A 24326-nucleotide genomic window follows, 5' to 3' on the forward strand; every position below is an offset into this window, starting at 1 on the left:
GATCAGGTAATGGCAACTTTCTCTTTCAGGGCTTTAAAACCTGATAATTATTTAGAAACAATCCAATTATAAATTACTGATTTTTAACACTTTATAACAATTATCAACTGGCATGTTTGTGTAAATTAAAGAAAAAAATCATGGCAATACGACTGGCAAATAATTGTACGAACTGCGTAAACTTCAAAGATGACAACATGTGTGCTCAGCATCATATCCCTGTGAGCGCGAGACACACCTGCGACAGTTTTACCATGCGCGCTGACATCAAGAACATCATGCAATGCTCTACCTGCTCGCGTTACGGAAAATCGGACTGCACCCACCCAAAACAGGCTTCACCTGAAATGCTTTGTTCAGACTGGGCTCCGGAAGCAGTGGCGTAGATCCAGGGTATTTCACCCGACTGATGAAGTAAGCCTCAGATCTTGATCTGTAAGGTAGCATACCAGTTCCTTGGTGCCGACGGAATAATCCCGGGACCGGGATATCCTGTGGCCCGCCGGGTAAAGTATTTCTTATCCAGCAGGTTGTTTATACCCGTCTCCAATCTGAATCTCCCGTAAGAATAAGACAAAGAAACGTCCAGTATGTCGTAAGCTGGTATTTGACCGATCACTCCACTGATGTTCGACTCCACAGAATTAGTGGCGTCTGTGAATTGTCTGGAAAGATAGGTGTACTGAACATTGGCCATCAGATTGCGGAAACCAAACCGCATTCCTGTTTTGATATTGAACTCAGGTACGAATTCCACCTCGTTACCTTCGATACCGGGCTGATCAGACTCTACGTATTCTGAGCGGATATAAGCCAGGTTCAAAAAATAATTCCAACTGAACTCATTATTCAGATCAATCAATTCAACCAAATTAATGTCAGTGAGAGATTCAAGGCCATACATCACTGCATCTCCCACATTGCCGCGTTCACTGATCACCCGACCATCGCCCAGCTCCTTTTGCACAAAACCAATTCTACCATTATAGAATAAGCCAAAAACCCCCAAATCATAGGAGATAAGATCCCGGTAACTTCCTCTCAGACCAAGGTCGGCTGTATAGCCCTTCTCATCTGTGATATCAGGACTCACCGCAAAAGCAGGATTGCTAATATTGATATCTGAGAAGGTTACAGACCGGTAATTCTGTGAAACATTTGCGTACAGTTCTGCTCCCTCAACCGGCTTATAACTCAGACCAACACCCAACAGCATAAAGGCACGCTCGAAATCACGATTATCTTCAACCGTTTCCTCAAATATTACGTTGCCCGCAGCATCTGTATTGATGCGCTTAAAGAAACCATCGCTCTGAGTTCTTATGTATTCAAGCCTGAAGCCGGGAGTTATCGACAGCTTATCAGAGAGATAGAAAATATTTTCACCAAACCACGCCAGGTTCAGGTTGGGAAGCTCAAATTCTGACTGGTCCGGATAATTCGGGAATTCATCGGTATAGAATCTGAAATCGGGACCTGCCTCATCACTCCCCGGCCCCTGTTTTTGAAAATTGTCTGCATCGTAAAATTTAAATCCTGTAAGAAAGGTGGCATCCTGTTCCCCGAATTTATATTCATGAAGCAAGCGGGTTTCGAAACCGTAGTTTTTAAAATCACCCTGAATCAGGTCACGTTCGGTAAGCGGATCTACCTGGTCTACGCGGTTCGAACGAAAGCCCAGAGCAAGTCGGGAAGCATTCAGACCAAAAAAATTAAAGGTGAAATTAGTACGCTCTGAAAAACGGTGCGAGAATTTCAGGTTATACAAAAACCAATCTACCTCAAACCAGTTTCTGCTTCGGTTGCTTTGAAAAGGATCTTCTTCGAACATCGAATCGGTCAGGCCACCGGCCTGCTGTGCCAGATATCTCAGGTAGGTGACCTCAGCCCTTAAAGAGGTGTTCTCATTGAAGGCGTACCCCAGGTTGGCAAAAACGTTTTTTGATTCGAACTCTGAATTGGGTCTGAAACCGTCTCCTTTCTTATAATTGAAATATGAATAATAGCTCCACTTACCGACCGTACCGCTAACGCTGGTGAAATTCGTATACAGACCAAAACTACCCGCGGTATTTCGTGTGATCAGTTCAAATGGCTTATTCCTGATTGGTTCTTTCATTTTGAAATTTATGAGTCCGCCGAACTGTGTTCCGTATTGCAGGGAGGCTGCCCCCCTAATAACCTGTATCTCCTTAAGCCCTTCGGCAGCAGGAGAATAATAGCTTTCCGGATAGCCCAGTACATCAGCACTGATGTCATAGCCATTCTGCCGTGTATTGAAATTAGCGGTACGGTTTGGATCCAGCCCACGCCCTCCCACATTCAACTGCAGGCCGGCATCGTCGTTCTGATAGATATTGAGTCCGGCCACCTGACTGTAGATCTGCCTGGCATTATTGGTCGCCAGGTTGGCCATAGACTGATCGACCAGTACCACCTCATTTTTTTTACCGGCATAAATCGCAGTTTCTTCCACGTCTTTCAAACGAGATAATTCAAAAACCTTCGCTCTCCTGGCTGTGACTTCAACCTCGGTCAGAGATACCGATATGGGGCTTAATGCTATGTTCAGGGTTTCAGAGCCGTCAACACTCACCCGCTCTTCCTTCAGCTCATGTTCATATGAGAAGAACAAAAGATTCAGGAGCGTCTTTTCTGTGGAGAAAGAAAATTTGCCATCGGCATCAGAGGTGTCCAACAAACCCTTTTCCTTATCATAGATCTCTACAAAAGGGAGCGGTTCTCCGGTTGAAGCATCAGTAATAATGCCGCTTACGGTTCCCTGTGCCATCGCAAACACGCCCGAAAAGAGGGCAAAAAGCAGTTTAAAGTCCTTTAATCTCATCATTAAATGGTAAAATCCAGTTTTTAGGCTTAAAAGATTCCTTTTCGCGGTAAAGGTTGACCGTATCATTGATAAAGGGCTGACTCAACCTGCCGTTGAGCGCAACATAACTCCTAGCATATACTTCCACATTCTCATGCCCCTGAGCACTGAAGTGATCTCCGAGGTAGTGCGCATACTCCAGAATAAAATCAGGCTGAAAACTCATTTGCTTTTCCTGAAAAGGCGTAAGAAAATCGCTGTTGTCAACCTCAAAACTCTTTCCGGTTTCTCCATTTCTTATCAGATAGGTTGTATACCCCACCTTATCCATGAGCATCACACGCCAGGAAAACCGAAATCCCTCTTCGCTCCAGAACAACTCCCCGGGATAGAAGAGATACCTGAACGGAATCAGCAGCTGAAAGGCAAAAAAACCAATCAGCATTACCTTGATCCATTTACTTCCTGTTGGGATCAAATTCTCATAAAAAGTGACAGAGGCTCCTCTACCGATCCATCCTGAAAATCGATCGGTCAGCTTGTCAATAAATGAAAGTATTTTGTGATGAAATCCGGCATCAAAGAAGATAAGGGTTGAGACGATCATGATGAAAGGAAACATCCCTATCGGAAACAAGACTCTCGTAAAAACATGGAAGAACACAACCAGGCCAAAAGCCAGTAGACGCGTCTTCCGGTATAACAGTAAAAAAGGAATTGCCAGGTCATAGAGCATTCCGGCCCAGCTCATGGAGAAATGAAACCATTCCTGCTGCATGAAACTTCCCCCGACAAGCGGAAGATCATATTTCGAAGGAAGCCAGATCTTCAGCGGCATTGCCCGCAACAACCAATCTGAGTTCAGCTTGGCCAGGCCTGCATAGAAATATACGATGGCCAGCATGAGCTTAATACTGTCTATGGTCCAGCATGGTACTTTCCTGTAGCTCTTTTTGAGACGGAAGGTATCAAGGGAATAATAAGCAGAGGCAGGCAGAAAAATCATCAGGAAACCTACCAGGCTTATAAAATAATAATGGTTAAGATAGGTTGTCTTATCCATTAATTCGATATAGGTGAAGCTGAGAAAAAAGACACTAGCTGAGATTCTGTATCTGTAACCCAGTGCGATGCCAACAGCCGATAATCCACAAACAGCAAAAAGAACATAGGTCCAGGAACCTAATGGTTTCACCCATTCGAAACCATAATAGGAGAAATGAAAGGAAGGTTCAAGATATAGCTTTTCGATCCAACCGTTATACCAGAATCTGATGATACTGAAACACATCATCACCCCGAAGAGGATGCGGAACACGGCCAGAGGGGCCGCATCGGTGAAACGATTCAAATAGCTTGTTAAACCTGAATGCATAAAAAAAAGGATTCCCTCTTCAGGGAATCCGTCATTGTTATTTATTTTTATTAATCGCCGTCGGCATCGACATAATCAATACTCACATTAAAGGCCTGTACCATATCGACCTTCAGCAACACCACCGCCTTTTGCAGTTCATCGTACGCTTGTGTCATCATGGTATTATCTGTTGCTATCTGTTGAGAAAAACTCGGGTTCAAACCAGAGATGGCATCACCTGCTGTATTGAATTGCGCATTGATCAGGGCATTCAGATCTTCACCGGCGTTCAACTCATTCAGGTAGTTCAGATAATCGGCAAAACCATTAGTACTCGGATTCGAATTATAGGAGACGCCATTGAAGAAATCTTTCACTGCGTCCAGAGCTGTCATGGCCAGTTCCCTGGAAACCTCACCATTGTAATACGCCTCAACACGATCAGGAAGCGGTTCAGCTGAAAAAACTCCTGCAGGTATTCCGATCTTATTGGCTCTGAGGCCTTTTTCATAATAATAGATATAATCATTGGTGATCTTACTTACCGAACCGGTGGCAGAGGTCCCTGTATTTTTTACAAACGAGTCTCTGTAAAGGCTTTGCCAGTCTGTAAGCACTTCAGAAGTAAGCGCTTTCATACGATCAGAAACATCAGACAAATATTGCAGGTACGCCGCTCCGTTTTCTCCGTTGTAAACCGCCAGTATATCGGTATCGGTTTCACCGACGCCATACAGCAGGTAATCGAGGGCCGGAAATCCTACAGCATCATTATTATTGACATGTGACAGATCGTAAGAACCAGCAGCTATATTGTTCTCTACATCGGTAACCGAGGTCGGATAAACATTCATCTGGAAATTATAATCGATCTCTTCAGCCTTACCGATATTGAACATCTCTGCATATTGCCATGTCTTGTACGCCTCTAACCAGGCCGTACGCAACGCCAAAAGATTCGTCTGGTCGGGTTGAGAGACAAAAGCGTTCTTAGCAGCCACAAGGCCATCCAGTTTTGCATCAAGGTCGGCATATACCGGGATAATGATATTATCGGCCATATGGGCCAGCATTGCCTGCCTGTCAAAATCGTCTGCAGAGCCTCCCGGACCCATGCCTGAATCATCTGAGCCGCTGCAGGCTGCAAAGAATACCGCGATAATTGCTATCGATATATTTCTAATCCACATAATGAAAAAATTTATTTAAAACAGCCGGCAGGGAATATTTCCCTGCTCCGGCTTTCTATTTCTTTTAAAGTGTTTCCTCGACCACCAGGCCAAATCGGTCTGCGATCTCCTGAGAAATCGTATCCAGGGTTTCGGCAGAAACATCCCAGAATCCATCACCTGCCAAAAGCTGAGCGATGTAATCATTCACCTCAGCATTGCTGAAGTAAGGCGAAACAGTTCCCGGCTGGCGGGTAAACTGAAGGCTGTAAATAAAACCGAATCCTTCAGACAGGTCGTGAAAAGCGGCAGCATAATCACCCTGCTCCAGCATATTCTTACCGGTTTGCAGATAATAAACCGCACGAATCGCGATCACCTTAGAGATCAATTCCCTGATGATCTCAGCCTGCTCATCTCTGAGAGCATAATCTTTTTCAACGATAGCAGCACGACCCAGTGCAAAAGCGTTGAAAACATCTGCCGCGATACCTGCGTAGTCTTCATCATTCTCTACCCTTGCCAGGTATTTATTCAGGTAGCTGTCTGCCCCAAGAGCCGGCATGGAAGGATCGCTCTCCAGTCCGTAAAGGTAGCCGTAAGCCTCATCCCATTTGTGCTCCATAACGGTGTAAGATTTACCTTCTGCAGTAACCCCGTTGTTATTGTCTTCAACATTGGTCGATTCATCAAGTACCGAACTGCTTAAATAATTATTGAGCATCTGGTCTACCATCAGACCACCGATCAGCGATTTGATAAATGCCTGGTTCAATTCAAGTCCTTTGCCATTTACATAGCGTACAGAACCTCCACCAGATTCCTGGATCTGTCCGGCCACTCCGGCAGCCGCAGTTTGCTCCCAGTTCGGGAATACCAGATTAGCCTGATCTGCCAGCCATGAGCTGAAATCAGCCTTGATCTCATTTGAAAGGGTGGTGTTGGCAGAAAAGAAATCTCTTGACGCAGCGGTTTTGCTGTATATATTCTTCCCTGAAGCATTCAGTGAAGCATCTTCAAAATCATTACCCCCTTCAGCATGTGTAAACATCCCTTCAAGACTTTCTGCTGTCTGAGTGGGATCTAAAAGTGCTGAAGCCAGTTCTTCAGCCATAAGTATACGGGTGGTCTGCCCATTAAAATCTACCGTTGAATTCCCCTCACGGCTAAAGTCATAGGTCAGGGGTGTTTCAATAGTTCCCGAATCAATATTGTCGTCATCGTTTGAACAAGAAGCCATCACCATGGCAAGAGTCAGGACACTTAATAAACCTCGTTTCATGTACGTCTTTTTATTTAGATTAAGTTTAAATAACGTTGTTGATCGGAAGCAAAAATAAGTATCATTTAAAGACTCTGAAAATTTATTTAGATTAATTTTAAATAATATTTTCCAATGAAAACCCGGGCCACAATAAACTCTGTTAATGGTATTTGGTGAAGATTTTGAGCGCTTCGTTATAGGCGCTTTCGAAGCTCATCGCCCGAACCCCTGTTTCGGCATGACGCTTGTTCATATAGGACAGCAGTTTTTCGGTAGGCATATTTCCCGTGAGCTCATCCTTAGCCATAGGACAACCGCCAAAGCCCTGAATAGCTCCGTCAAACCTTCGGCAACCGGAATTATAAGCCGCCTCTACTTTTTCATACCAGGAAGTTGGTGTGGTATGTAAATGTGCTCCAAGTTCAATTTCGGGGTACTGCGGGATCAGGTCGCTAAAGAGGTATTCAATCACTTCTGGTGTCGAACTGCCTACGGTATCTGACAGGGAAATGATCTCCACACCCATTCCCGCAAGCTTTTCGGTCCACCGTGAAACAATATCCACATTCCAAGGGTCTCCATAGGGATTACCAAAACCCATGGAAAGATAAGCCACCACCTTTTTATCATTCGAGCGGGCTATAGACAGAATCTCCTGTAAGATTTCGATACTTTGTGCTATGGTTTTATGCGTATTACGCATCTGAAAGTTTTCTGAGATCGAGAAGGGATACCCCAGGTAATCGATCTCCTCATAGACCGATGCATCTGAGGCACCTCGCACGTTGGCTACAATAGCCAGCAGTTTACTGGAGGTAGCCGAAAGATCGAGACCTTTCAGCACATCTGCCGTGTCGGCCATTTGAGGAATAGCTTTTGGAGAGACAAAACTTCCGAAATCAATGGTATCGAACCCGCATCGCAGTAATGCCTGAATGTAGTCGATCTTCATTTCTGTGGGAATAAAATCGCGAATGCCCTGCATGGCATCTCTCGGACATTCGATAAGTTTTACTTTCTCGCCCATTTATAATGATTTGATCGTTTCAGCATGTAACTCACGCATGGAAGCTATTAACAGGTCTGCTTCAGAAAGATCCTGGTTCCCTGAATTCGGATTCACAAACCCTACACAGCTCATCCCGGCTGCTTTGGCGGCCGAAACACCGTGTTTGCTATCTTCTATGACCACAAATCCGGAGGGAGCTACATCATATAAACTCGCCACCTTCAGGAAAATGTCAGGAGCAGGCTTGCTTCTTTCTATATTTTCTCCGCTTACCAGATGATCAAAATACCTGGTGAAACCTAAGATTTCCATAAATGCATCGATAACCTTTTCAGGGGAGGAAGAAGCCAGAGACAGACGAAAGCCTTTCTCATTTAGCTCTTCAAGCACGTCTTGCACACCGGGAACCGCCTGCACCTTATCCTTGTGAAGCATTTGAAAAAAGAGTTCTTTATGAACAGCAATCAATTTTTCCAAAGGCTTCTCCAGAGAAAAATCAGCTTTGACACGTTCCCACATAGGCCTGTTCGCAGTACCCACCAGCGAATTGTAATATTCATCAGAGAGTTCATGACCCAGATCTTCCAGACACACCGACAATACCTCACGATGATATGGCTCGCTGTCTACAAGCACTCCGTCCATATCGAATATCACATGTTTTCTGATCATCACGGTTTTAAGCGTATCAAATATAATTAACCTGAAAGGGCTGAACAATTATTTTATCCAAGAAGAAGGAAAACCGCTATCCCGCAAAAAACCACTACCTGCAGCCAGCTGAAGAAAACACCGGCGTTTTTATGCCGGTTAAGGTAAAATGCGATCTTGTCGGCCAACAACGCTATGAGGGTGAAAATAAAAAAGGAGACAACAATGAAAAGACCTCCAAGAATAAAGAATTGATATACTGCACTCAAAGAGTCGCTAAACAGGAATCCCGGAAAAAAAGCCAGGAAAAACACCGAGACCTTCGGGTTGAGAACGTTCATCATAAAACCCTGCCCAAACAGCGCAGCAAGACCCTTTCTGGGAACATGTGACTGAGCTATGCTTATGCGCTCCCTGCTCTTAAATACACGATATGCCAGAAACAAAAGGTAAGCAGCCCCCACCGTTTTAATTCCTGTAAACAACAATTCACTTTCCCTGATTAGGGCTGAAACCCCAAAAGCAACCAATGCCGTATGTATAATGCATCCGCTCATCAGACCTGCAATTGTCGCCAAAGCGTACCGAAAGCCATGAGCCATACTTTGCATCATAACAAAAATATTATCAGGCCCGGGCGATATCGCCAGCAAAGCAGAAGAAACCACAAAGGCATATAAGATCTCAGGATTCATGATCGATCAAGGAGTGCTTTGTTTATCGATTTGATGAGAGCGGGGCCCTCATATATAAATCCTGTATACAACTGGACAAGACTGGCTCCCGCATCGAGCTTTTCCAGAGCATCTTCCGCAGAATGTATCCCTCCTACCCCAATAATCGGAAAAGAACCGCCACTTTCACGATGCAGGAAACGAATAACTTCGGTAGATCTCTCTTTCAGCGGTTTTCCGCTTAGCCCTCCGGTTTCAGTCTTATTATCATCTTGCAATCCTTCACGGGAAATAGTGGTATTGGTAGCGATCACACCGGCGATTCCCGTATCACGAACGATATCTACTATGTCTTTCAGCTGACTGTCGGTGAGATCGGGAGCAATTTTAAGCAGTACCGGTCTGGGTTCAGGCTTCTCCTTATTAAGCTTCTGAAGCCTGTTCAACAAACGCGTAAGAGGCTCTTTATCCTGTAGGGCCCTGAGATTTGGCGTGTTTGGAGAACTCACGTTAACCACAAAATAGTCTACCACCTCATAAAGCGCTTCAAAACATGCCTCATAATCATCGATGGCCTGCTCGTTAGGAGTTACTTTATTCTTTCCGATATTTCCACCGATCAATACGCCGTTCTTCTTCTCCAGTCTCAGGCGGGCCTCACTCACTCCGCCATTATTGAATCCCATACGATTGATGATCGCCTGATCTTCCTTTAGACGAAACAACCGCTTTTTCGGATTCCCGGGCTGAGCCTTTGGAGTAAGGGTTCCCACTTCGATAAACCCAAAGCCATAATCAGACAGTTCCCTGAATAAGACCGCGTCTTTATCAAATCCCGCAGCCAGACCCACAGGATTCCTGAAGGTAAGTCCAAAGACCTCCCGCTCCAGACGGGGGTCATCAACCACAAAGTTCTTTCGAACCAGGGCGGCATAACCGGGTATCCCGTGTAGAAAGCGTATCAGCCTGAAAGTGAAATAATGAACCTGTTCCGGATCAAAACGAAAAAGTAGCGGACGTAGCAGTGCCTTGTACATAGTTTTCAGGATTTTGGCAAAAATAGCACTAAAGGCAGTAACCCTGAAGCAAAAGCAAGCTTAAAATTTCAGGTATTATTCTTAAATAGTAATTTTGAAAAAAATCACTCATGAAAAAACGAATCACCGATCGCTTTATAAGTTATATCACCATCGACACTCAGTCTGACCCCGAATCAAGCACAACACCAAGTACTGAAAAACAGTGGGTATTGGCCAGAAAACTGGCCGCAGAACTCAAGGATATCGGCATGGAAGATGTCGAGATCGATAAACACGCTTATGTAATGGCAACTTTGCCTTCGAATGTGGAACATCAGGTTCCTGTGATCGGATTTGTCGCCCATTTCGACACCACTCCTGACTATACCGGGAAAAATGTGAACCCGCAGATCATCGAAAATTACGATGGTGGTAAAATTGTTCTGAACCATGAAAAAAACATGGTTTTGTCGCCCGAATATTTTGAAGACCTGTTGCTCTATAAAGGGCAGACGCTCATCACGACAGACGGGACCACCTTACTGGGAGCAGATGATAAAGCCGGAATCACCGAAATAGTGACCGCCATGGAACACCTTATTAACAATCCCGACATCAAACACGGTAAGATCAGGATCGCCTTTACGCCTGATGAAGAGATCGGAAGAGGTGCCCATAAGTTCGATGTGAAAAAATTCGGTGCGGTATGGGCCTATACCATGGACGGATCACAGATCGGAGAACTCGAATACGAAAACTTCAACGCGGCCGGGGTGGAGATCGAATTTTCCGGGAAGAGCGTTCATCCGGGGTATGCTAAAGACAAAATGGTCAATTCGGTATTGCACGCCAATGAATTTTTGAGCTTGCTGCCCAAAAAAGAAGTACCACAGCATACAGCAAACCGGGAAGGATTCTTTCATTTTTACGAGATCGAGGGTCATGTTGAGAAAACAATTCTTAAAGGTATCATCAGAGATCATGACCGAACAAAGTTCGAGGCCAGAAAAGAGCTGCTGCATAAGATTATAAAAGACATGAACGAACGTTATGGTGAGGTGGGAAGTATTTCGATAGAAGATCAGTATTACAACATGAAGGAGAAGGTGGAACCCGTAATGCATATCGTTAACATAGCTGAAAAAGCCATGAGGTCACTGGAGATTATCCCCATTATTAAACCCATCAGAGGAGGAACCGACGGCTCACAGTTATCTTATATGGGCCTCCCCTGCCCCAATATCTTCGCAGGGGGTCATAATTTTCATGGACCCTATGAATATGTCCCCGTTGAAAGCATGATAAAAGCCACCGAAGTTATTGTAAAGATAGCATCTCTTACAGCAGAAAAGTACCAGCCCGAATGACTCCTGAGGATCAAATAGAAAACTTTTTCAATAAGCATCCCAAATGGCAGGTGCCGATGAAGGAGATAAGAAATTATCTTCTGAGTCTGGAACTTGAGGAAACCTTCAAATGGGGAGCTCCGGTTTATGTTTACAAAACGATTAACCTGATCGGACTGAATGGTTTTAAAAATCATTTCGGCTTATGGTTTTTCAGAGGAGACCTGATAGACGACTCCCACAACGTTCTTTCGAACGCCCAAAAAGGAAAGACCCGATATATGAGGCAGTGGAAGATGACCTCGGGCAAAGATTGGGATTCAGAAATTCTACACCTCTATCTGCATCAGCTAATGAACAGGAATGAAGAGGAGCTTAGACTGCCAAAAACCGAAAAAACCGGCGAATCTACCGATTTACCTGAAGAGTTAAAGGCTGTTCTGGCCCAGGACAGCAGTTTGAAAGAATCGTTCTTTCGCCTGTCGCCATACAAACAGAAAGAATTCATCACCTATCTGGCTTCTGCCAAAAGAGAGGCCACCCGTCAAAACAGAATGACAAAGATCCTGCCGATGATAAAAGAAGGTATCGGTCTGAACGATAAGTACCGTTAATAAAAAAGCACCGGTCTGACCGGTGCTTTTTTATTGTTTGAAAAATTTACAGCCTTATTTCTTCTTAGCTGGCGGATTGTTCAACTTTTGAGACATTTCAAGAGAAAGTGCAGATCTTTCGAACTTCATCTTTCCTGCCATGGTCTCAATGATACAGGTGTCATCATCTCCAAGATCGATGATCTTTCCATGAAGCCCGCTTTTTGTAACAATCCGGTCTCCTCTCTTTAATTCCTGTGCAAATTTCTTCTCCTGTTTCTGCCGTTTCATCTGCGGACGAATCATAAAGAAATAAAATACCGCAAAAATTAATATAAAAGGAGCTAACTGATTAACAATTTCCATGCTGTAATTATGCTTTTGTGTTTTCAGCACCTGCATCTTTAGGCTCTACGAAAGCCTTGATCTTAAGGTACTCTGTTCCGTTTGCGGTATTGGTCATAAGGGTAACGGTCTTCTGAACCTGGTTACGCCCTGAACCGTTGAATTTCACAAGAATCTCTGCACTTTCACCGGGGGCGATAGGCGTATCTTTTGGATAATCAGGAACGGTACAACCGCAAGAGCTTTTGGCATTGGTGATGATCAAAGGAGCCTCTCCGGTATTGGTCAGGGTAAAAGTGGTTTCTACGGGAGTTCCCTGAGTGATGTTACCGAAATCGTGCTCGGTCTTGTCGAAAGAGATCGCTGCAAATTTATCGTTCGCCTGGTCTCTTTCCTGAGCCATTTCAACGTTCTCTGATTTTACTTTGTTGCTGGCTTTATCCTTGCAGGAAGTAAAGCTTACCATAGCGGCACAAGCAACTAAAAGAAAAGTCTTTTTCATTTTTATGTTATTTAGGGTTATATGAATTTTTAACGGCTAATGAACTGAGACATTAGCTGATTGCGGTCAAAAATAAGAATATTTTTTTTACATCAGACCCCTGCCTGATTTGTTCAGGGTATTGTTCTCCTGATATTCCTTTACCAGTTTATCAAGAATACCGTTTATAAAGATGCTGCTTTTCGGCGTGGAATATTCCTTAGCTATCTCCAGATACTCATTAATGGTCACCTTTACCGGTATGGAAGGAAAACGCAAGAACTCACAGATGGCCATTCTTAAAAGTATCGCATCGATACCGGCTATTCTCTCAGTATCCCAATTCGGAGTTTTCCCTTCGATCTCTTTCATGATCTTTTCGTTATTCAGAATGGTCTTTCTGAAAAGTTGGGTAGCGTACTCCCTGTCGTCGTCATCTTTAAATAGTTCAGGATGGAAATAATCTGATTCTGCAACCGGCTTGATTTTTTTTAGCATTTTGAGAATCAGGGTATTGACCAGAGGCAGATCATCGGTCCAGGTAAGTTGCTTATCTTCCAGGTACTCATAGAGTTTTTCGTCGGGTGCGATCACATCCTGAAAAAGAGCTGCAAGAAACTCCTTATCGGCTTTAAAGCTGTCATTTTCAGAGACCATATAACGTTGGTAGATATCGCTTTCCACCATTTTCTTGTAGAGAATCTTGACGTATTCCTCTTCGAGTTCCCAACTGAGTCCGCGTTTCTTCAGCTTTTCATTCAGGGCCTCATCGTCGGCAAGTCTTCTTAAAACACGGTTGTTGACAAATCGCCTGTTGGGGTTTCGCTCTTCACTGGTAGCCAGGTATTTTTTCTGGGAGAGTTCCAGCTGCTCCTCTGCCATTTTGTGAATCTCTACAAAGAGATCCAAAAGATGCAGATACAGACCATACATATTTTCCATACTGCTCTTCAGGAATTTCTCCTCCTTTTCCAGCTTTCCCTCTTCAGCCTGTATAAATGCATATATCGATTGCATTACTTTAACCCTGATGTGTCTCCTTGTCAGCATATTCAAAAGAACTTATGTCAATAAAAAAGGGCGAAAGCCTTTGCTTTCGCCCTGCAAAAATAAAACTTAAATTATAAAATGCGATTTATTTACCGGCTAATTTCCTTTCTGCTATACGTTGTTCTGCCAGGCGCAATGCCGACTGATGCGTGGTACAATCGTGCTTGTCTGCATGACCGAATATTTCAAGTGTAGTATGGTAAATATTCTCGGTTTTTTTACGAATCTCGTCTTTACCATAACCTTCCAGTTCAGCATACACATTGATGATCCCACCGGCGTTGATCAGAAAGTCAGGTGCATAAGCGATATTACGGGCCTTAAGCTGGCTGCCGTTTCGGTTCTCGTCTGCGAGCTGATTATTTGCAGCTCCGGCAACTACCGAGGCACTCAGTCTGGCGATCGAGTCATCGTTCAGGGTAGCCCCCAGGGCACATGGCGCATAAATATCCATATCCTGATCAAAAATATCTGCCGGAGCAATGATCTCTGCTCCGTATTGTTCCCGCAGCTGCTCAAGTCTGCCTTGATTGATATCTGAAATCTTAAGCACAGCTCCTTCAGCACTGACCAGATCAACAAGGGTAGCACCCACGTGACCTACACCTTGTACCAGAATGGTCTTACCTTGCAGGTTATCGCTACCAAAACGGTATTTCGCAGCAGCCTTCATTCCCATATATACCCCGTAGGCTGTAACGGGTGAAGGATTTCCGGCACCTCCCTTTTCTTCTGAGATACCCGTGACATAAGGCGTCACCTCTCTTACAAGGTCCATATCGGAAGTCTCCATTCCTACATCTTCGGCAGTGATATACTTTCCGCTCAGCGAGTGTACAAATTCGCCGAATCTGCGCATAAGCTCAGGTGTTTTTTCTGTGGCAGCGTCGCCGATGATCACTGCTTTTCCTCCCCCCAGGTTCAAGCCTGTAATGGCAGACTTATAGGTCATCCCCCTGGAAAGACGCAAAACATCATTGAGTGCTTCCCATTCATTCTCGTAGGCCCACATGCGGGTTCCGCCCAGGGCCGGACCCAAAACGGTATTATGGATCCCGATTATTGCCTTTAATCCCGTATCTTTGTCGTGACAAAAAACGATCTGTTCATGATCATTAAATGAAAGTTGACCAAATACCGGGTCAACTTTTTTGAGTTCGGCTGGTGTTAATACGTCTGATATCATAATTCTGATAAAGGTTGTTTTTTTGTTCTATTTTCCTAAATCGTTAAAAATACAAGGCAAAAATAACAGATATTTCAATATGCAGTATTTGAGAGGGGCTTATTTTAACGATTTATCAATTAAACCGATTTAGCTGATTTTTGATGAAAGAACTGCTGTATATTAACAAATTCTTTAAACGCTATAAGTGGAAATTGGCCATTGGCCTTGTCATTACGATAATAGCACGCGTCTTTTCACTGGTTCTTCCTGAGTATATCCAGTACTCTGTAGATGCTGTGGAGCAATTTATATTGGAAGATAACTTCACCGAGGAAGAGGTACGCTCTAAACTGCTGAATTACATCCTTATCATAGTGGGATCAGCCATCCTTTCGGCTCTTTTCACTTTTCTGATGAGGCAGACCGTGATCAACGTTTCCCGCTATATCGAATTCGATCTAAAGAACGAAGTGTTCAGACATTATGAGCGGTTAACCCTGAACTTCTACAAGAACAACCGTACCGGAGACCTGATGAACCGGGTAAGCGAAGATGTGAGCCAGGTAAGAATGTATGCCGGTCCCGCACTGATGTACAGTATACAAACCATTACGCTGTTCGCCTGTGTGATCCCGCTGATGTTCTATACAGCCCCAAAACTGGCCCTTTACACACTGATCCCGCTACCCATATTGTCTGTTCTCATATATAAGATAAGCCGCATCATTCATGAGCGAAGTACGGCTGTACAGGAATTCCTTTCCAGACTTTCAACCTTCACCCAGGAATCATTTTCGGGTATTTCGGTGATCAAGGCATACGGAATTGAACCCCGCATCAACGAAGAAGTGTATCACCTTGCGCATGAAGGAAAAAAAACCAGTATGGACCTGGCCAAAGTCAATGCCTGGTTCTTTCCGCTTATGATTCTCCTGATCGGCATCAGCAACCTGTTCGTTATTTATGTGGGAGGCCTGCAATATATCAGCGGTGAGATCGCCACCACGGGAATCATTTTAAAATTCATCATCTATGTCAACATGCTCACCTGGCCGGTGGCGACAGTAGGATGGGTTACTTCGATCGTACAACGGGCTGAAGCTTCGCAAAAAAGAATCAATGAATTTCTCGATATCGATCCTGAGATCAGTTCTCCCACCGAAGAAAACACCCCGGTTAAGGGTGAGATCACATTCGAAAACGTTAGTTTCACCTATGATGACACGAACATCACAGCCCTGAAAAACATATCTTTTACTGTAAAACATGGGGAAACCCTTGCCATTATAGGTAAAACAGGCTCAGGAAAAAGCACCATACTGGATCTGGTAGCCAGGCTCTATGACACTACCGAAGGAACCATCCTGGTCGACGGAAGACCTATCACCGAACTCAATCTCAACGACCTGAGAAACAGCATCGGAGCGGTTCCGCAGGAGGCTTTTCTATTTTCAGACACCATTAGAAACAACATCAGGTTCGGGAAAGAAGATGCTACCGAAGAGGAAATCACCGAAGCAGCCAAAAAAGCAGCAGTACACGACAACATCGTCGGTTTTGCCAAAGGATACAATACCATACTCGGAGAAAGGGGAATTACCCTTAGCGGTGGTCAGAAACAACGGGTCTCCATAGCCAGAGCTCTTATCAAAGATCCACAGATCTATCTTTTTGATGACTGCCTTTCGGCTGTTGATACCGAAACCGAGGAAGAGATTCTCAACAACCTGAAAAAGGTTTCGCAAAAAAATACAACCATCATCGTTAGCCACAGGATCTCTTCAGCAAAAAATGCTGATAAAATATTGGTATTAGATGAAGGACGAGTCACCCAGCAAGGCACTCATAATCAATTGATAAACGAAAAAGGCTACTATCAAGAACTGTTCCTGAACCAGCTCTCAGAGAAAGAAAACTAATGAAACAGTTGGTATATTTCATTTTTTTTTACATTTTTGATTTTGTTAACAATTTAGAAAATCACCTAACGAAAGACTATGAGCGATAAAGGATTTGACGATAAAGATGAGATCTTTTCGAAGGTTCTGAGAGCTGGAAGAAGAACCTATTTTTTCGATGTGAGAAGTACCCGGGCAGGAGATTACTACCTGACCGTCACAGAAAGCAAAAAGTTCACTCACGACGACGGCTCTTACCACTACAAGAAACACAAAATCTACCTTTACAAAGAAGACTTTGAAGCCTTCAGAGAAATCCTTGGAGAAATGACCGATTTCATCATCGATGAAAAGGGTGAAGAGGTGATCTCAGAAAGACATCAGAAAGATTTTAAGAAGCAGTCTGATGACGAAGAAAACTATGAGGAACACGAAGAAAAAGTTCCCACCGAAAAGTTTACCGATATTAGTTTCGAAGACATCTGAAATCGTTAAAACTATTTTAAAACATCAGCCGTCTCCCGCTCAGGAGGCGGTTTTTTTTATCTTTAAAATCAAAACTAAACTAATCATGAAAAACACTATCCTATTACTATTCCTGTGCGGTACATCGCTGCTCTTCGGGCAGCAGCCCGTAGGTCTGGATTATTATCTGCCCGATGATGTTACTTACAATTCTGAGATCCCCACCCCCGAAAGTATTATCGGCCATGAGGTTGGAGAATGGCATGTGACTCACGACAAGCTGGTGAACTATATGAAAACCCTGGCCGACGCCTCTCCACGAATAAGCATCACCGATCGCGGGAGTACTTTTGAGAACCGGCCCTTGCTGCTGCTTACCATTACTTCACCTAAAAATCATGAAAGACTGGAAGAAATCCGCACCAATCACCTGGCGATAGCCAATGCCGATGAGAATATCGATGTAAGCGATCAGCCTATAGTGGTTTACCAGGGATTTTCCATTCACGGTAACGAACCCAGTGGCTCAAACGCAGCACTGGCACTGGCTTATCACCTTGCAGCTGCAGAAGGCAGCGCTATAGAATCCCTGCTCGATGAGGTGGTCATCTTATTTGACCCGAGCTTCAATCCCGACGGATTGCAACGCTTTGCCTATTGGGCCAACATTCATAAGAGCCAACAACTCAACCCTGACGGCAATGACAGGGAGTATCATGAAGTATGGCCCGGAGGAAGAACCAATCATTACTGGTTCGACATGAACAGAGACTGGCTTCCCGTACAGCTTCCTGAAAGCCGGGCAAGGATCAGTAGCTTTTATCAGTGGATTCCCAATATACTCACAGACCACCACGAAATGGGAACCAATTCCACCTTCTTTTTCCAACCCGGAGAACCTAAGCGTGTTCACCCATTAACCCCCGGCATCAACCAGGAACTCACCAAAGCCATTGGAAAATTCCATGCCGAGGCCCTCGACGACATAGGCTCACTGTATTATTCTGAAGAAAACTACGACGATTATTACTACGGAAAGGGATCAACCTTTCCCGATGTAAGCGGAAGCATCGGTATACTTTTCGAACAGGGAAGCTCCCGGGGCCATATTCAGGAAAGCGACAACGGAATACTCACCTTTCCTTTCACCATCAGAAATCAGTTCACTACCGGTTTGTCAACTCTCAAGGCCGCACAAGCGCTGCGGGAAGATATCCTGAATTATCAGAAAGAATATTACAGACAGATCAGTGAAGAAGGCCGTAAGCTAAAGACAAAAGCCTATGTGTTCGGAGATGCTAAGGATGCGGCTAAAACCTATCATCTTGCTGAAATTCTCAAGCGTCATCAGATCAGGTTTCACCAGGTTCAGGAAACGATTTCTGAAGAGGGAGAGACCTTTGAACCGGGTAAGAGCTATATCGTTCCTACCAACCAGCGCAATTATCGACTTATAGAAGCCATGTTCGAAAAGAGAACAACCTTTGAAGACAGCTTGTTCTACGATGTTTCTGCCTGGACATTCCCGCTGGCCTTCAACCTTGATTATAAAGGACTGAACAGCCTTAACAAGGCCGGTGACGCCGTTGAAAACCTTGAAATGCCCATAGGCAGCGTTACTGCAAAATCTGAATACGCTTACCTTTTCGAATGGCATGAATACTACACCCCAAAAGCCCTGAACCGAATTCTGAACAGCGGTTTAAGAGCCAAGGTGGGCATGACTCCTTTTTCTTTGGAAGGAAACGACTATGATTACGGGACCATAATGGTGCCTGTGGTCGGACAAGACATGGATTCGGACGAGATACATGCATTAATGCAGGAGGTCGCTTCTGATGCTCACATCACCATTCACGGGGTATCAACAGGATTAACCCGCGGTATCGACCTCGGAAGTAATGATTTCGAAGCACTGAAGCCTCAAAAGGTGGCCATATTGGTTGGCGAAGGAGTACGGTCTTACGATGCAGGAGAGATCTGGCATTTATTCGACACCCGCTACGGTATGAAGATCACCCAGATAGACACCCGTTATTTAGACCGCGTAGACCTAAGCGAATACACCACCTTTATCATTCCAAGCTTTTATAACGGAGCCATTAACGAAAGCTCTAAAAAGAATCTCGAAGAGTGGGTCAATGAAGGTGGGAACCTTATCGGGTATCGCGATGCTACAGAATGGCTTAGCAGGAACGGGTTCATCGATTTGGAATTCAAAAAACACGAAGAGCCCCTTACAGCAAAAAACATAGCCTTTGAAGATCGTCGAAACTTCCGGGGAGCGCAGGTTACGGGAGGCGCAATATTCGAAGCGAATATCGATCGCTCTCACCCCGTGAACTTTGGTTATTCAGACAGCGACATCTCATTGTTCAGGAATACCAATATTTATATTCAACCTGAAGAACAAAGCTACAACAACCCCATACGATATACGGAAGATCCGCTTCAAAGCGGTTATATATCTGAGGAGAACCTGGAACTCCTGAAAGGCAGCGTGCCTTTCCAAACCAGCAGAAAAGGAAGAGGAAGGGTGTCTGTTTTCACAGACAATACCAACTTTCGTGCTTTCTGGTATGGCACCAACAAACTGATGATGAATGCCATTTTCTTTGCAGAAATGATGTAATAATCTTCATCCGAACAAAAAAAACCCGGGAATTTCCCGGGTTTTTTTATGCGATTCTGTCACCATTCCTGACTTCCGAATCAGGTTTCAGCAACACTACTCCGTTTATGCCGGGCACACCCAGCACGAGGCATTGACTTATAAAGTTGGCTATTTGCTTTTCACCGAGGTTGACAGCGGCCACCACTTGCCTTCCGACCAATTCATCTACGCGATAAAGATCTGTGATTTGAGCACTGGATCTGAGCGTTCCGATCGATTCGCCAAAATCGATCCATAATTTATAGGCCGGTTTTTGGGCACGTTCAAAATTTTCTGCCCGGATTACGGTACCTGCCCGTATGTCGACCTTCAGAAAATCACCCCACGCTATTTGCTCCATTGCGCATCAGTGAATTTTCAGCTTTTCTATCATTTCCTTGGAGATATTTCCTGAATAGGCCCCGTAGGCATCTACCAGCAATCCCTTCTCTCCCGACTTGGTCTCTATGACATAAAGAACCGAATTATCCCCGGGATTGGTCTTGCCTTCAAACCGATAGAATTTCACGACATTCAACTCGTCGTGATTATGAATTTTTTTGGCCGCCTTATCTTCCACCCCTGTCTCCAGCAGGTTGAAATCACGGTTATAACCTTTTTCCTTCAGATCAGATATAGCCTTTGAAAGGCTTTCATATGAATTTCTCATGCTTGTTTAATTTTTGCCATTATAAGGTACGAACAAGCAAACGCAATGCAAAATCTTTCAGCTAATAATGGTATTCTGTAAAAAGATTGGCGAGAGATGGGTCCAAAGCCCGTTCCTAATTTTTTATATGCATAAAGAATTTGTATTTTACAGTAAACTAACAACAGATATTATGGCAAAAACCGAAAGCAATATGTTACCCCTTGGAACCAAGGCACCTGACTTTGAACTCCCTGACACCGTCTCGGGAAAGAAACTCAAACTCAGCGATGTTTATGGAGAAAAGGCAACCGTTGTGATGTTTATTTGTAATCACTGTCCGTATGTGAAGCATCTTAATAAAGAAATCGCAAAACTGGCGAAGGATTACAGTGATAAAGACGTAGGCTTCGTGGCTATATCCAGCAACGATGCCGAGCAATATCCTGAAGATGGCCCTAAGAAAATGAAGATCAATGCAGAGGAGAACGATTTCACCTTCCCATACCTGTACGATGAAACGCAGGAGGTGGCAAAAGCCTATAAAGCAGCATGCACCCCTGATTTCTATGTGTTTGATAATAATCTTGAACTGGTATACCGCGGTCAATTCGATGATTCACGGCCCGGGAACAGTATGCCGATAACCGGTCGCGATATCAGAGCCGCCATCGATGCAGCGATGATGGGAATCACCATTTACAAAAAGCAAAAACCCAGTGTTGGGTGCAACATCAAATGGAAGGAAGAGAACACCGCATGAAAAAGCGATTTGTAAAAGAAAAGGCCGATCTGGAGATCGGCCTTTTTTTATAGATTAACAGTCTTTTATCATTGATTATCAAGGCGTTAAAATCACAAGCTTTATTTTTGTGTAAACCAATAAAGCAAAACAATCATGGCTACACTAAGATTAGGAGACAAAGCTCCGAACTTTAAGGCAAAAACTTCAATGGGGGAGATCGATTTTTATGAATTCCTGGGCGATAGCTGGGGTGTATTGTTCTCCCACCCGGCAGATTACACGCCAGTCTGCACCACCGAACTGGGTACTGTCGCAAAGTATAAAGATGAATTCAATAAGCGAAATACAAAGGTGATCGCCTTAAGCGTAGATGGTTTGGAATCGCACCAGGGTTGGATCACCGACATCAACGACACTCAGAACACCACTGTAAATTTTCCGATCATCGCAGATGAAGATAGAAAGATCAGTGAAATGTACGATATGATCCATCCAAATGCAGATGACACCCTCACCGTACGTTCGGTTTACATTATCGATCCTGATAAGAACATCAAGCTTATGATCACCTACCCGGCATCAACGGGAAGAAATTTTGACGAGATCATCAGGGTCATAGATTCACTTCAGCTTACCGCTTATCATAAAGTTGCCACTCCGGCCAACTGGAAACTGGGAGAAGACGTGGTGATCAGTCCTTCTGTAAGCAATGAAGTTGCAGCTGAAATATTCAAAAAAGGGTTTAAGGAAATACGACCATACCTGAGAATGACACCTCAGCCGGAACGCAATTAAGCCGGTAACCACCCTTTGTCGATCGACAGGTTGTAAAGGTGAGCATAATGGTGCCGGCAGTGCCAGCCATATTGATAGGTCAGCTGGCGAAGGGTCACTGTGGCATTCAGACCCGGATGAATTAGCTGCCTGTCAAAATCTGAAGGGGCCAGTAAGCGTAATAGAACGCTCCACTTATGATGAATCGCAGTAAGCATGGCCAGGGAAGGTTCTATTGAGGTGTTTTTTGAATCAGGCAGTTCAGCCCACAATGCTTCTTTATAGACCTTAATTTCAGGCTTATCTTCAGTGAGAGTCCACTTGAATCTTATATAGGCATTCACATGACTGTCTGAGAGATGGTGAACAAGTTGACTAACGGTCCATCCGCCGGGCCTGTAAGGCGTGCTCAGCTGGGCAGGTGTAAAAGGCACCACCAGGTCTTTTAATTTCTCGGGAAAATCGGTAATGGTTTTGATATTTTTTTTCAAAGCCTCATCACTGACGGTTTCAGGTATAGAAAACCGGCCAATGGGATATCGAAGTTGTTCCAGATCTCCGTCAATCATAATCAAATATAAAAAAAGCCGGAGTCTTCACCCCGGCTTTAATTCTTTAATTTACTTTTACCAATTCCACATCAAAGATCAAAGTGGCATCAGGAGGTATCACCCCTCCGGCACCTCTTTTCCCGTAACCCAGATGCGAAGGTATTACCAGACGGGCCTTGTCGCCAACCTGAAGCAGGCCAATGGCCTCATCCCACCCTTGAATAACCTGGCCGGTGCCATAATTGAATTCGATAGGTTGATTTCGTCTGTATGAGCTGTCAAAAACCTGCCCATTGTCCAGTTGTCCCTTATAATGAACCGATACCTTATCACCCTTTTCAGGTCTCTTACCGCTCCCTTTATTAATGATCTTATAGCGAAGTCCACTATCAGTTCTTTCAAAACCGGCAGCCAGCTTATCCAGTTTCTCCTCGGCTCTTTTACGCTCTTCTTCCATTCGCTTCTCCCTGCTCTTTTCAAAGGTCCTGAAAGCCTCAACGGCATTCCAGTTCTCTGCCTCCTCACCTACTCTTAGTATACTTACTGTATTCATCACATCGCCCTGCTCAATGGCATTGACCACATCCTGCCCCTCGGCTACAAAGCCGAAAACCGTATGTTTGTCATCCAGCCAGGGAGTTGGCACGTGGGTAATGAAGAACTGACTACCGTTGGTTCCGGGTCCCGCATTTGCCATCGATAATACACCTGGGGCATCATGTCGCAGCTCAGGATGAAATTCATCATCAAACTTATACCCGGGATCACCTGTCCCGGTTCCGCTTGGGCAACCTCCCTGTATCATAAAATCATTGATGACCCTGTGAAAGGAAAGGCCATCGTAATAGGGATTCCCCTGCTTTTTCACGGAGTTTTCCATATCTCCCTCAGCCAGGGCTACAAAGTTCCCTACCGTTCCCGGAGTTTTATCGTGGGTCAACTTCACGAGGATCTCACCTTTTGAAGTATCGAATTTTGCATAAATGCCGTTTTCCATAATCAATCTTATGTAATTAGGATTAAACAAAAAACGCTCCACATAAGGCGGAGCGTTCGTATCTGATATGTTCTAACAGTCTTACAGTTCGTTGACGTGTTTTGCCAGACCTGATTTAAGGTTAGCCGCCTTGTTATCATGAATGATATTCTTTTTGGCCAGCTTATCGATCATAGCGACAACATTGGGAAGCTGCTCTTGAGCTTCTTTCTTATCTTCTGTGTTACGCAATTTCTTGATAGCGTTACGAACTGTTTTGTGCTGATATTTATTTCTTAGACGAACAGCTTCGTTTCTTCTGATTCTCTTTAATGCCGACTTGTGATTTGCCATCTTCCTTAATTAAATTTTTCAGCGGTAAGGTTCCCCCTTACATAAACTTTTTTTTCTTAGTAGTCCGTAGGGGATTCGAACCCCTGTTACCAGGATGAAAACCTGGCGTCCTAACCCCTAGACGAACGGACCAAAATTAATCATTATTTCAAGTGCGCCGCGCGCTGTCTTTAGTAGTCCGTAGGGGATTCGAACCCCTGTTACCAGGATGAAAACCTGGCGTCCTAACCCCTAGACGAACGGACCGTTTTTGTTCAAATGCGGATGCAAAAATACAACTATTTTTAAACGATGCAAGAGCTTAAATA

The 24326-nt window shown here is 44.3% G+C and carries 25 protein-coding genes and 2 tRNA genes; 8 read left to right on the top strand and 19 right to left on the bottom strand.

Annotated elements, in window-relative coordinates; all coding sequences use genetic code 11:
* Window positions 1-140 precede the first annotated feature (140 nt).
* Window positions 141-386: a hypothetical protein gene (locus K7R10_RS05490; protein WP_224483687.1), complete on the top strand. Its 246-nt coding sequence runs from the start codon at window positions 141-143 to the stop codon at window positions 384-386.
* 35 nt (window positions 387-421) lie between these two features.
* Here K7R10_RS05490 and K7R10_RS05495 read toward each other — a convergent pair whose 3' ends face one another.
* The 8 genes from K7R10_RS05495 to K7R10_RS05530 form a co-directional block, all read right to left on the bottom strand.
* The gene (locus tag K7R10_RS05495) at window positions 422-2848 is read right to left on the bottom strand and encodes a TonB-dependent receptor domain-containing protein (RefSeq protein WP_441295792.1); all 2427 of its coding nucleotides are present in this window, start codon (window positions 2846-2848) and stop codon (window positions 422-424) included.
* The gene (locus tag K7R10_RS05500; RefSeq protein ID WP_224483688.1) at window positions 2826-4202 is read right to left on the bottom strand and encodes an HTTM domain-containing protein; all 1377 of its coding nucleotides are present in this window, start codon (window positions 4200-4202) and stop codon (window positions 2826-2828) included. Before K7R10_RS05500 ends, K7R10_RS05495 begins: the two co-directional genes overlap by 23 nt.
* Before the next feature lie 50 nt (window positions 4203-4252).
* Window positions 4253-5374: an imelysin family protein gene (locus K7R10_RS05505; RefSeq protein ID WP_224483689.1), complete on the bottom strand. Its 1122-nt coding sequence runs from the start codon at window positions 5372-5374 to the stop codon at window positions 4253-4255.
* A 64-nt stretch (window positions 5375-5438) separates the two neighbouring features.
* A complete protein-coding gene (locus tag K7R10_RS05510) occupies window positions 5439-6635 on the bottom strand; it encodes a DUF4856 domain-containing protein (protein WP_224483690.1) in 1197 nt (398 codons plus the stop codon).
* A 142-nt stretch (window positions 6636-6777) separates the two neighbouring features.
* Window positions 6778-7644: a hydroxymethylglutaryl-CoA lyase gene (locus K7R10_RS05515; RefSeq protein WP_224483691.1), complete on the bottom strand. Its 867-nt coding sequence runs from the start codon at window positions 7642-7644 to the stop codon at window positions 6778-6780.
* Window positions 7645-8298 carry an HAD family hydrolase gene (locus K7R10_RS05520; RefSeq protein ID WP_224483692.1) on the bottom strand — a complete coding sequence of 218 codons (654 nt, stop codon included), beginning with the start codon at window positions 8296-8298 and terminating at the stop codon, window positions 7645-7647.
* Window positions 8299-8351: 53 nt separating this feature from the next.
* Window positions 8352-8972: a LysE family translocator gene (locus K7R10_RS05525; RefSeq protein WP_224483693.1), complete on the bottom strand. Its 621-nt coding sequence runs from the start codon at window positions 8970-8972 to the stop codon at window positions 8352-8354.
* Window positions 8969-9988: a quinone-dependent dihydroorotate dehydrogenase gene (locus tag K7R10_RS05530; RefSeq protein ID WP_224483694.1), complete on the bottom strand. Its 1020-nt coding sequence runs from the start codon at window positions 9986-9988 to the stop codon at window positions 8969-8971. Before K7R10_RS05530 ends, K7R10_RS05525 begins: the two co-directional genes overlap by 4 nt.
* 110 nt (window positions 9989-10098) lie before the next feature.
* Between K7R10_RS05530 and pepT the strand changes: the two genes are divergently transcribed.
* Together pepT and K7R10_RS05540 are read left to right on the top strand one after the other, a co-directional pair.
* Window positions 10099-11337 carry a peptidase T gene (pepT, locus tag K7R10_RS05535; protein WP_224483695.1) on the top strand — a complete coding sequence of 413 codons (1239 nt, stop codon included), beginning with the start codon at window positions 10099-10101 and terminating at the stop codon, window positions 11335-11337.
* A complete protein-coding gene (locus tag K7R10_RS05540; protein WP_224483696.1) occupies window positions 11334-11930 on the top strand; it encodes a YdeI/OmpD-associated family protein in 597 nt (198 codons plus the stop codon). Before pepT ends, K7R10_RS05540 begins: the two co-directional genes overlap by 4 nt.
* Window positions 11931-11984: 54 nt before the next feature.
* On the opposite strand, the gene yajC is transcribed toward K7R10_RS05540, so the two are convergent.
* The 4 genes from yajC to K7R10_RS05560 form a co-directional block, all read right to left on the bottom strand.
* Window positions 11985-12275 carry a preprotein translocase subunit YajC gene (gene yajC, locus K7R10_RS05545; protein WP_224483697.1) on the bottom strand — a complete coding sequence of 97 codons (291 nt, stop codon included), beginning with the start codon at window positions 12273-12275 and terminating at the stop codon, window positions 11985-11987.
* Window positions 12276-12282: 7 nt separating this feature from the next.
* On the bottom strand, window positions 12283-12756 hold the full coding sequence (locus K7R10_RS05550; protein WP_224483698.1) for a DUF1573 domain-containing protein: 474 nt from the start codon (window positions 12754-12756) through the stop codon (window positions 12283-12285).
* Window positions 12757-12843: 87 nt separating this feature from the next.
* A complete protein-coding gene (gene nusB / locus K7R10_RS05555) occupies window positions 12844-13752 on the bottom strand; it encodes a transcription antitermination factor NusB (RefSeq protein WP_224483699.1) in 909 nt (302 codons plus the stop codon).
* Between the two features lie 118 nt (window positions 13753-13870).
* Complete coding sequence (locus tag K7R10_RS05560; RefSeq protein WP_224483700.1) at window positions 13871-14971, bottom strand: Glu/Leu/Phe/Val dehydrogenase dimerization domain-containing protein; 1101 nt, start codon at window positions 14969-14971, stop codon at window positions 13871-13873.
* 143 nt (window positions 14972-15114) lie between these two features.
* Between K7R10_RS05560 and K7R10_RS05565 the strand changes: the two genes are divergently transcribed.
* The 3 genes from K7R10_RS05565 (at window position 15115) to K7R10_RS05575 (ending at window position 19948) form a co-directional block, all read left to right on the top strand.
* Window positions 15115-16872, top strand: a complete 1758-nt coding sequence (locus tag K7R10_RS05565; RefSeq protein ID WP_224483727.1) for an ABC transporter ATP-binding protein — start codon at window positions 15115-15117, stop codon at window positions 16870-16872.
* 78 nt (window positions 16873-16950) lie between these two features.
* A complete protein-coding gene (locus tag K7R10_RS05570) occupies window positions 16951-17337 on the top strand; it encodes a PUR family DNA/RNA-binding protein (RefSeq protein WP_224483701.1) in 387 nt (128 codons plus the stop codon).
* A gap of 85 nt (window positions 17338-17422) precedes the next feature.
* On the top strand, window positions 17423-19948 hold the full coding sequence (locus K7R10_RS05575) for a M14 family zinc carboxypeptidase (protein ID WP_224483702.1): 2526 nt from the start codon (window positions 17423-17425) through the stop codon (window positions 19946-19948).
* A gap of 46 nt (window positions 19949-19994) precedes the next feature.
* Here K7R10_RS05575 and K7R10_RS05580 read toward each other — a convergent pair whose 3' ends face one another.
* Window positions 19995-20330: a tRNA-binding protein gene (locus K7R10_RS05580; RefSeq protein WP_224483703.1), complete on the bottom strand. Its 336-nt coding sequence runs from the start codon at window positions 20328-20330 to the stop codon at window positions 19995-19997.
* 6 nt (window positions 20331-20336) lie between these two features.
* Window positions 20337-20639, bottom strand: coding sequence for a phosphoribosylpyrophosphate synthetase (locus K7R10_RS05585; RefSeq protein WP_224483704.1), 303 nt, complete (start codon window positions 20637-20639; stop codon window positions 20337-20339).
* Between the two features lie 172 nt (window positions 20640-20811).
* Between K7R10_RS05585 and K7R10_RS05590 the strand changes: the two genes are divergently transcribed.
* Together K7R10_RS05590 and K7R10_RS05595 are read left to right on the top strand one after the other, a co-directional pair.
* Window positions 20812-21381, top strand: a complete 570-nt coding sequence (locus tag K7R10_RS05590; RefSeq protein ID WP_224483705.1) for a thioredoxin family protein — start codon at window positions 20812-20814, stop codon at window positions 21379-21381.
* Window positions 21382-21516: 135 nt separating this feature from the next.
* Complete coding sequence (locus tag K7R10_RS05595) at window positions 21517-22158, top strand: peroxiredoxin (protein ID WP_224483706.1); 642 nt, start codon at window positions 21517-21519, stop codon at window positions 22156-22158.
* Here K7R10_RS05595 and K7R10_RS05600 read toward each other — a convergent pair.
* The 5 genes from K7R10_RS05600 to K7R10_RS05620 all read right to left on the bottom strand — a co-directional run bounded on the left by K7R10_RS05600 (window position 22155) and on the right by K7R10_RS05620 (window position 24264).
* Window positions 22155-22706, bottom strand: coding sequence for a YfiT family bacillithiol transferase (locus K7R10_RS05600; RefSeq protein ID WP_224483707.1), 552 nt, complete (start codon window positions 22704-22706; stop codon window positions 22155-22157). The two genes, K7R10_RS05595 and K7R10_RS05600, sit on opposite strands and share 4 nt — an antisense overlap.
* Before the next feature lie 46 nt (window positions 22707-22752).
* Entirely contained in the window at window positions 22753-23685 is a 933-nt protein-coding gene (locus tag K7R10_RS05605; protein ID WP_224483708.1) for a peptidylprolyl isomerase, read from the bottom strand.
* A gap of 81 nt (window positions 23686-23766) precedes the next feature.
* Entirely contained in the window at window positions 23767-24018 is a 252-nt protein-coding gene (gene rpsT, locus K7R10_RS05610; protein WP_224483709.1) for a 30S ribosomal protein S20, read from the bottom strand.
* A gap of 60 nt (window positions 24019-24078) precedes the next feature.
* Window positions 24079-24150 (bottom strand) — tRNA-Glu (locus K7R10_RS05615).
* A gap of 42 nt (window positions 24151-24192) precedes the next feature.
* Window positions 24193-24264, bottom strand: a tRNA-Glu gene (locus K7R10_RS05620).
* Window positions 24265-24326 lie beyond the last annotated feature (62 nt).

It is taken from the genome of Robertkochia aurantiaca (genome assembly GCF_020166495.1).
Taxonomy (GTDB): domain Bacteria; phylum Bacteroidota; class Bacteroidia; order Flavobacteriales; family Flavobacteriaceae; genus Robertkochia; species Robertkochia aurantiaca.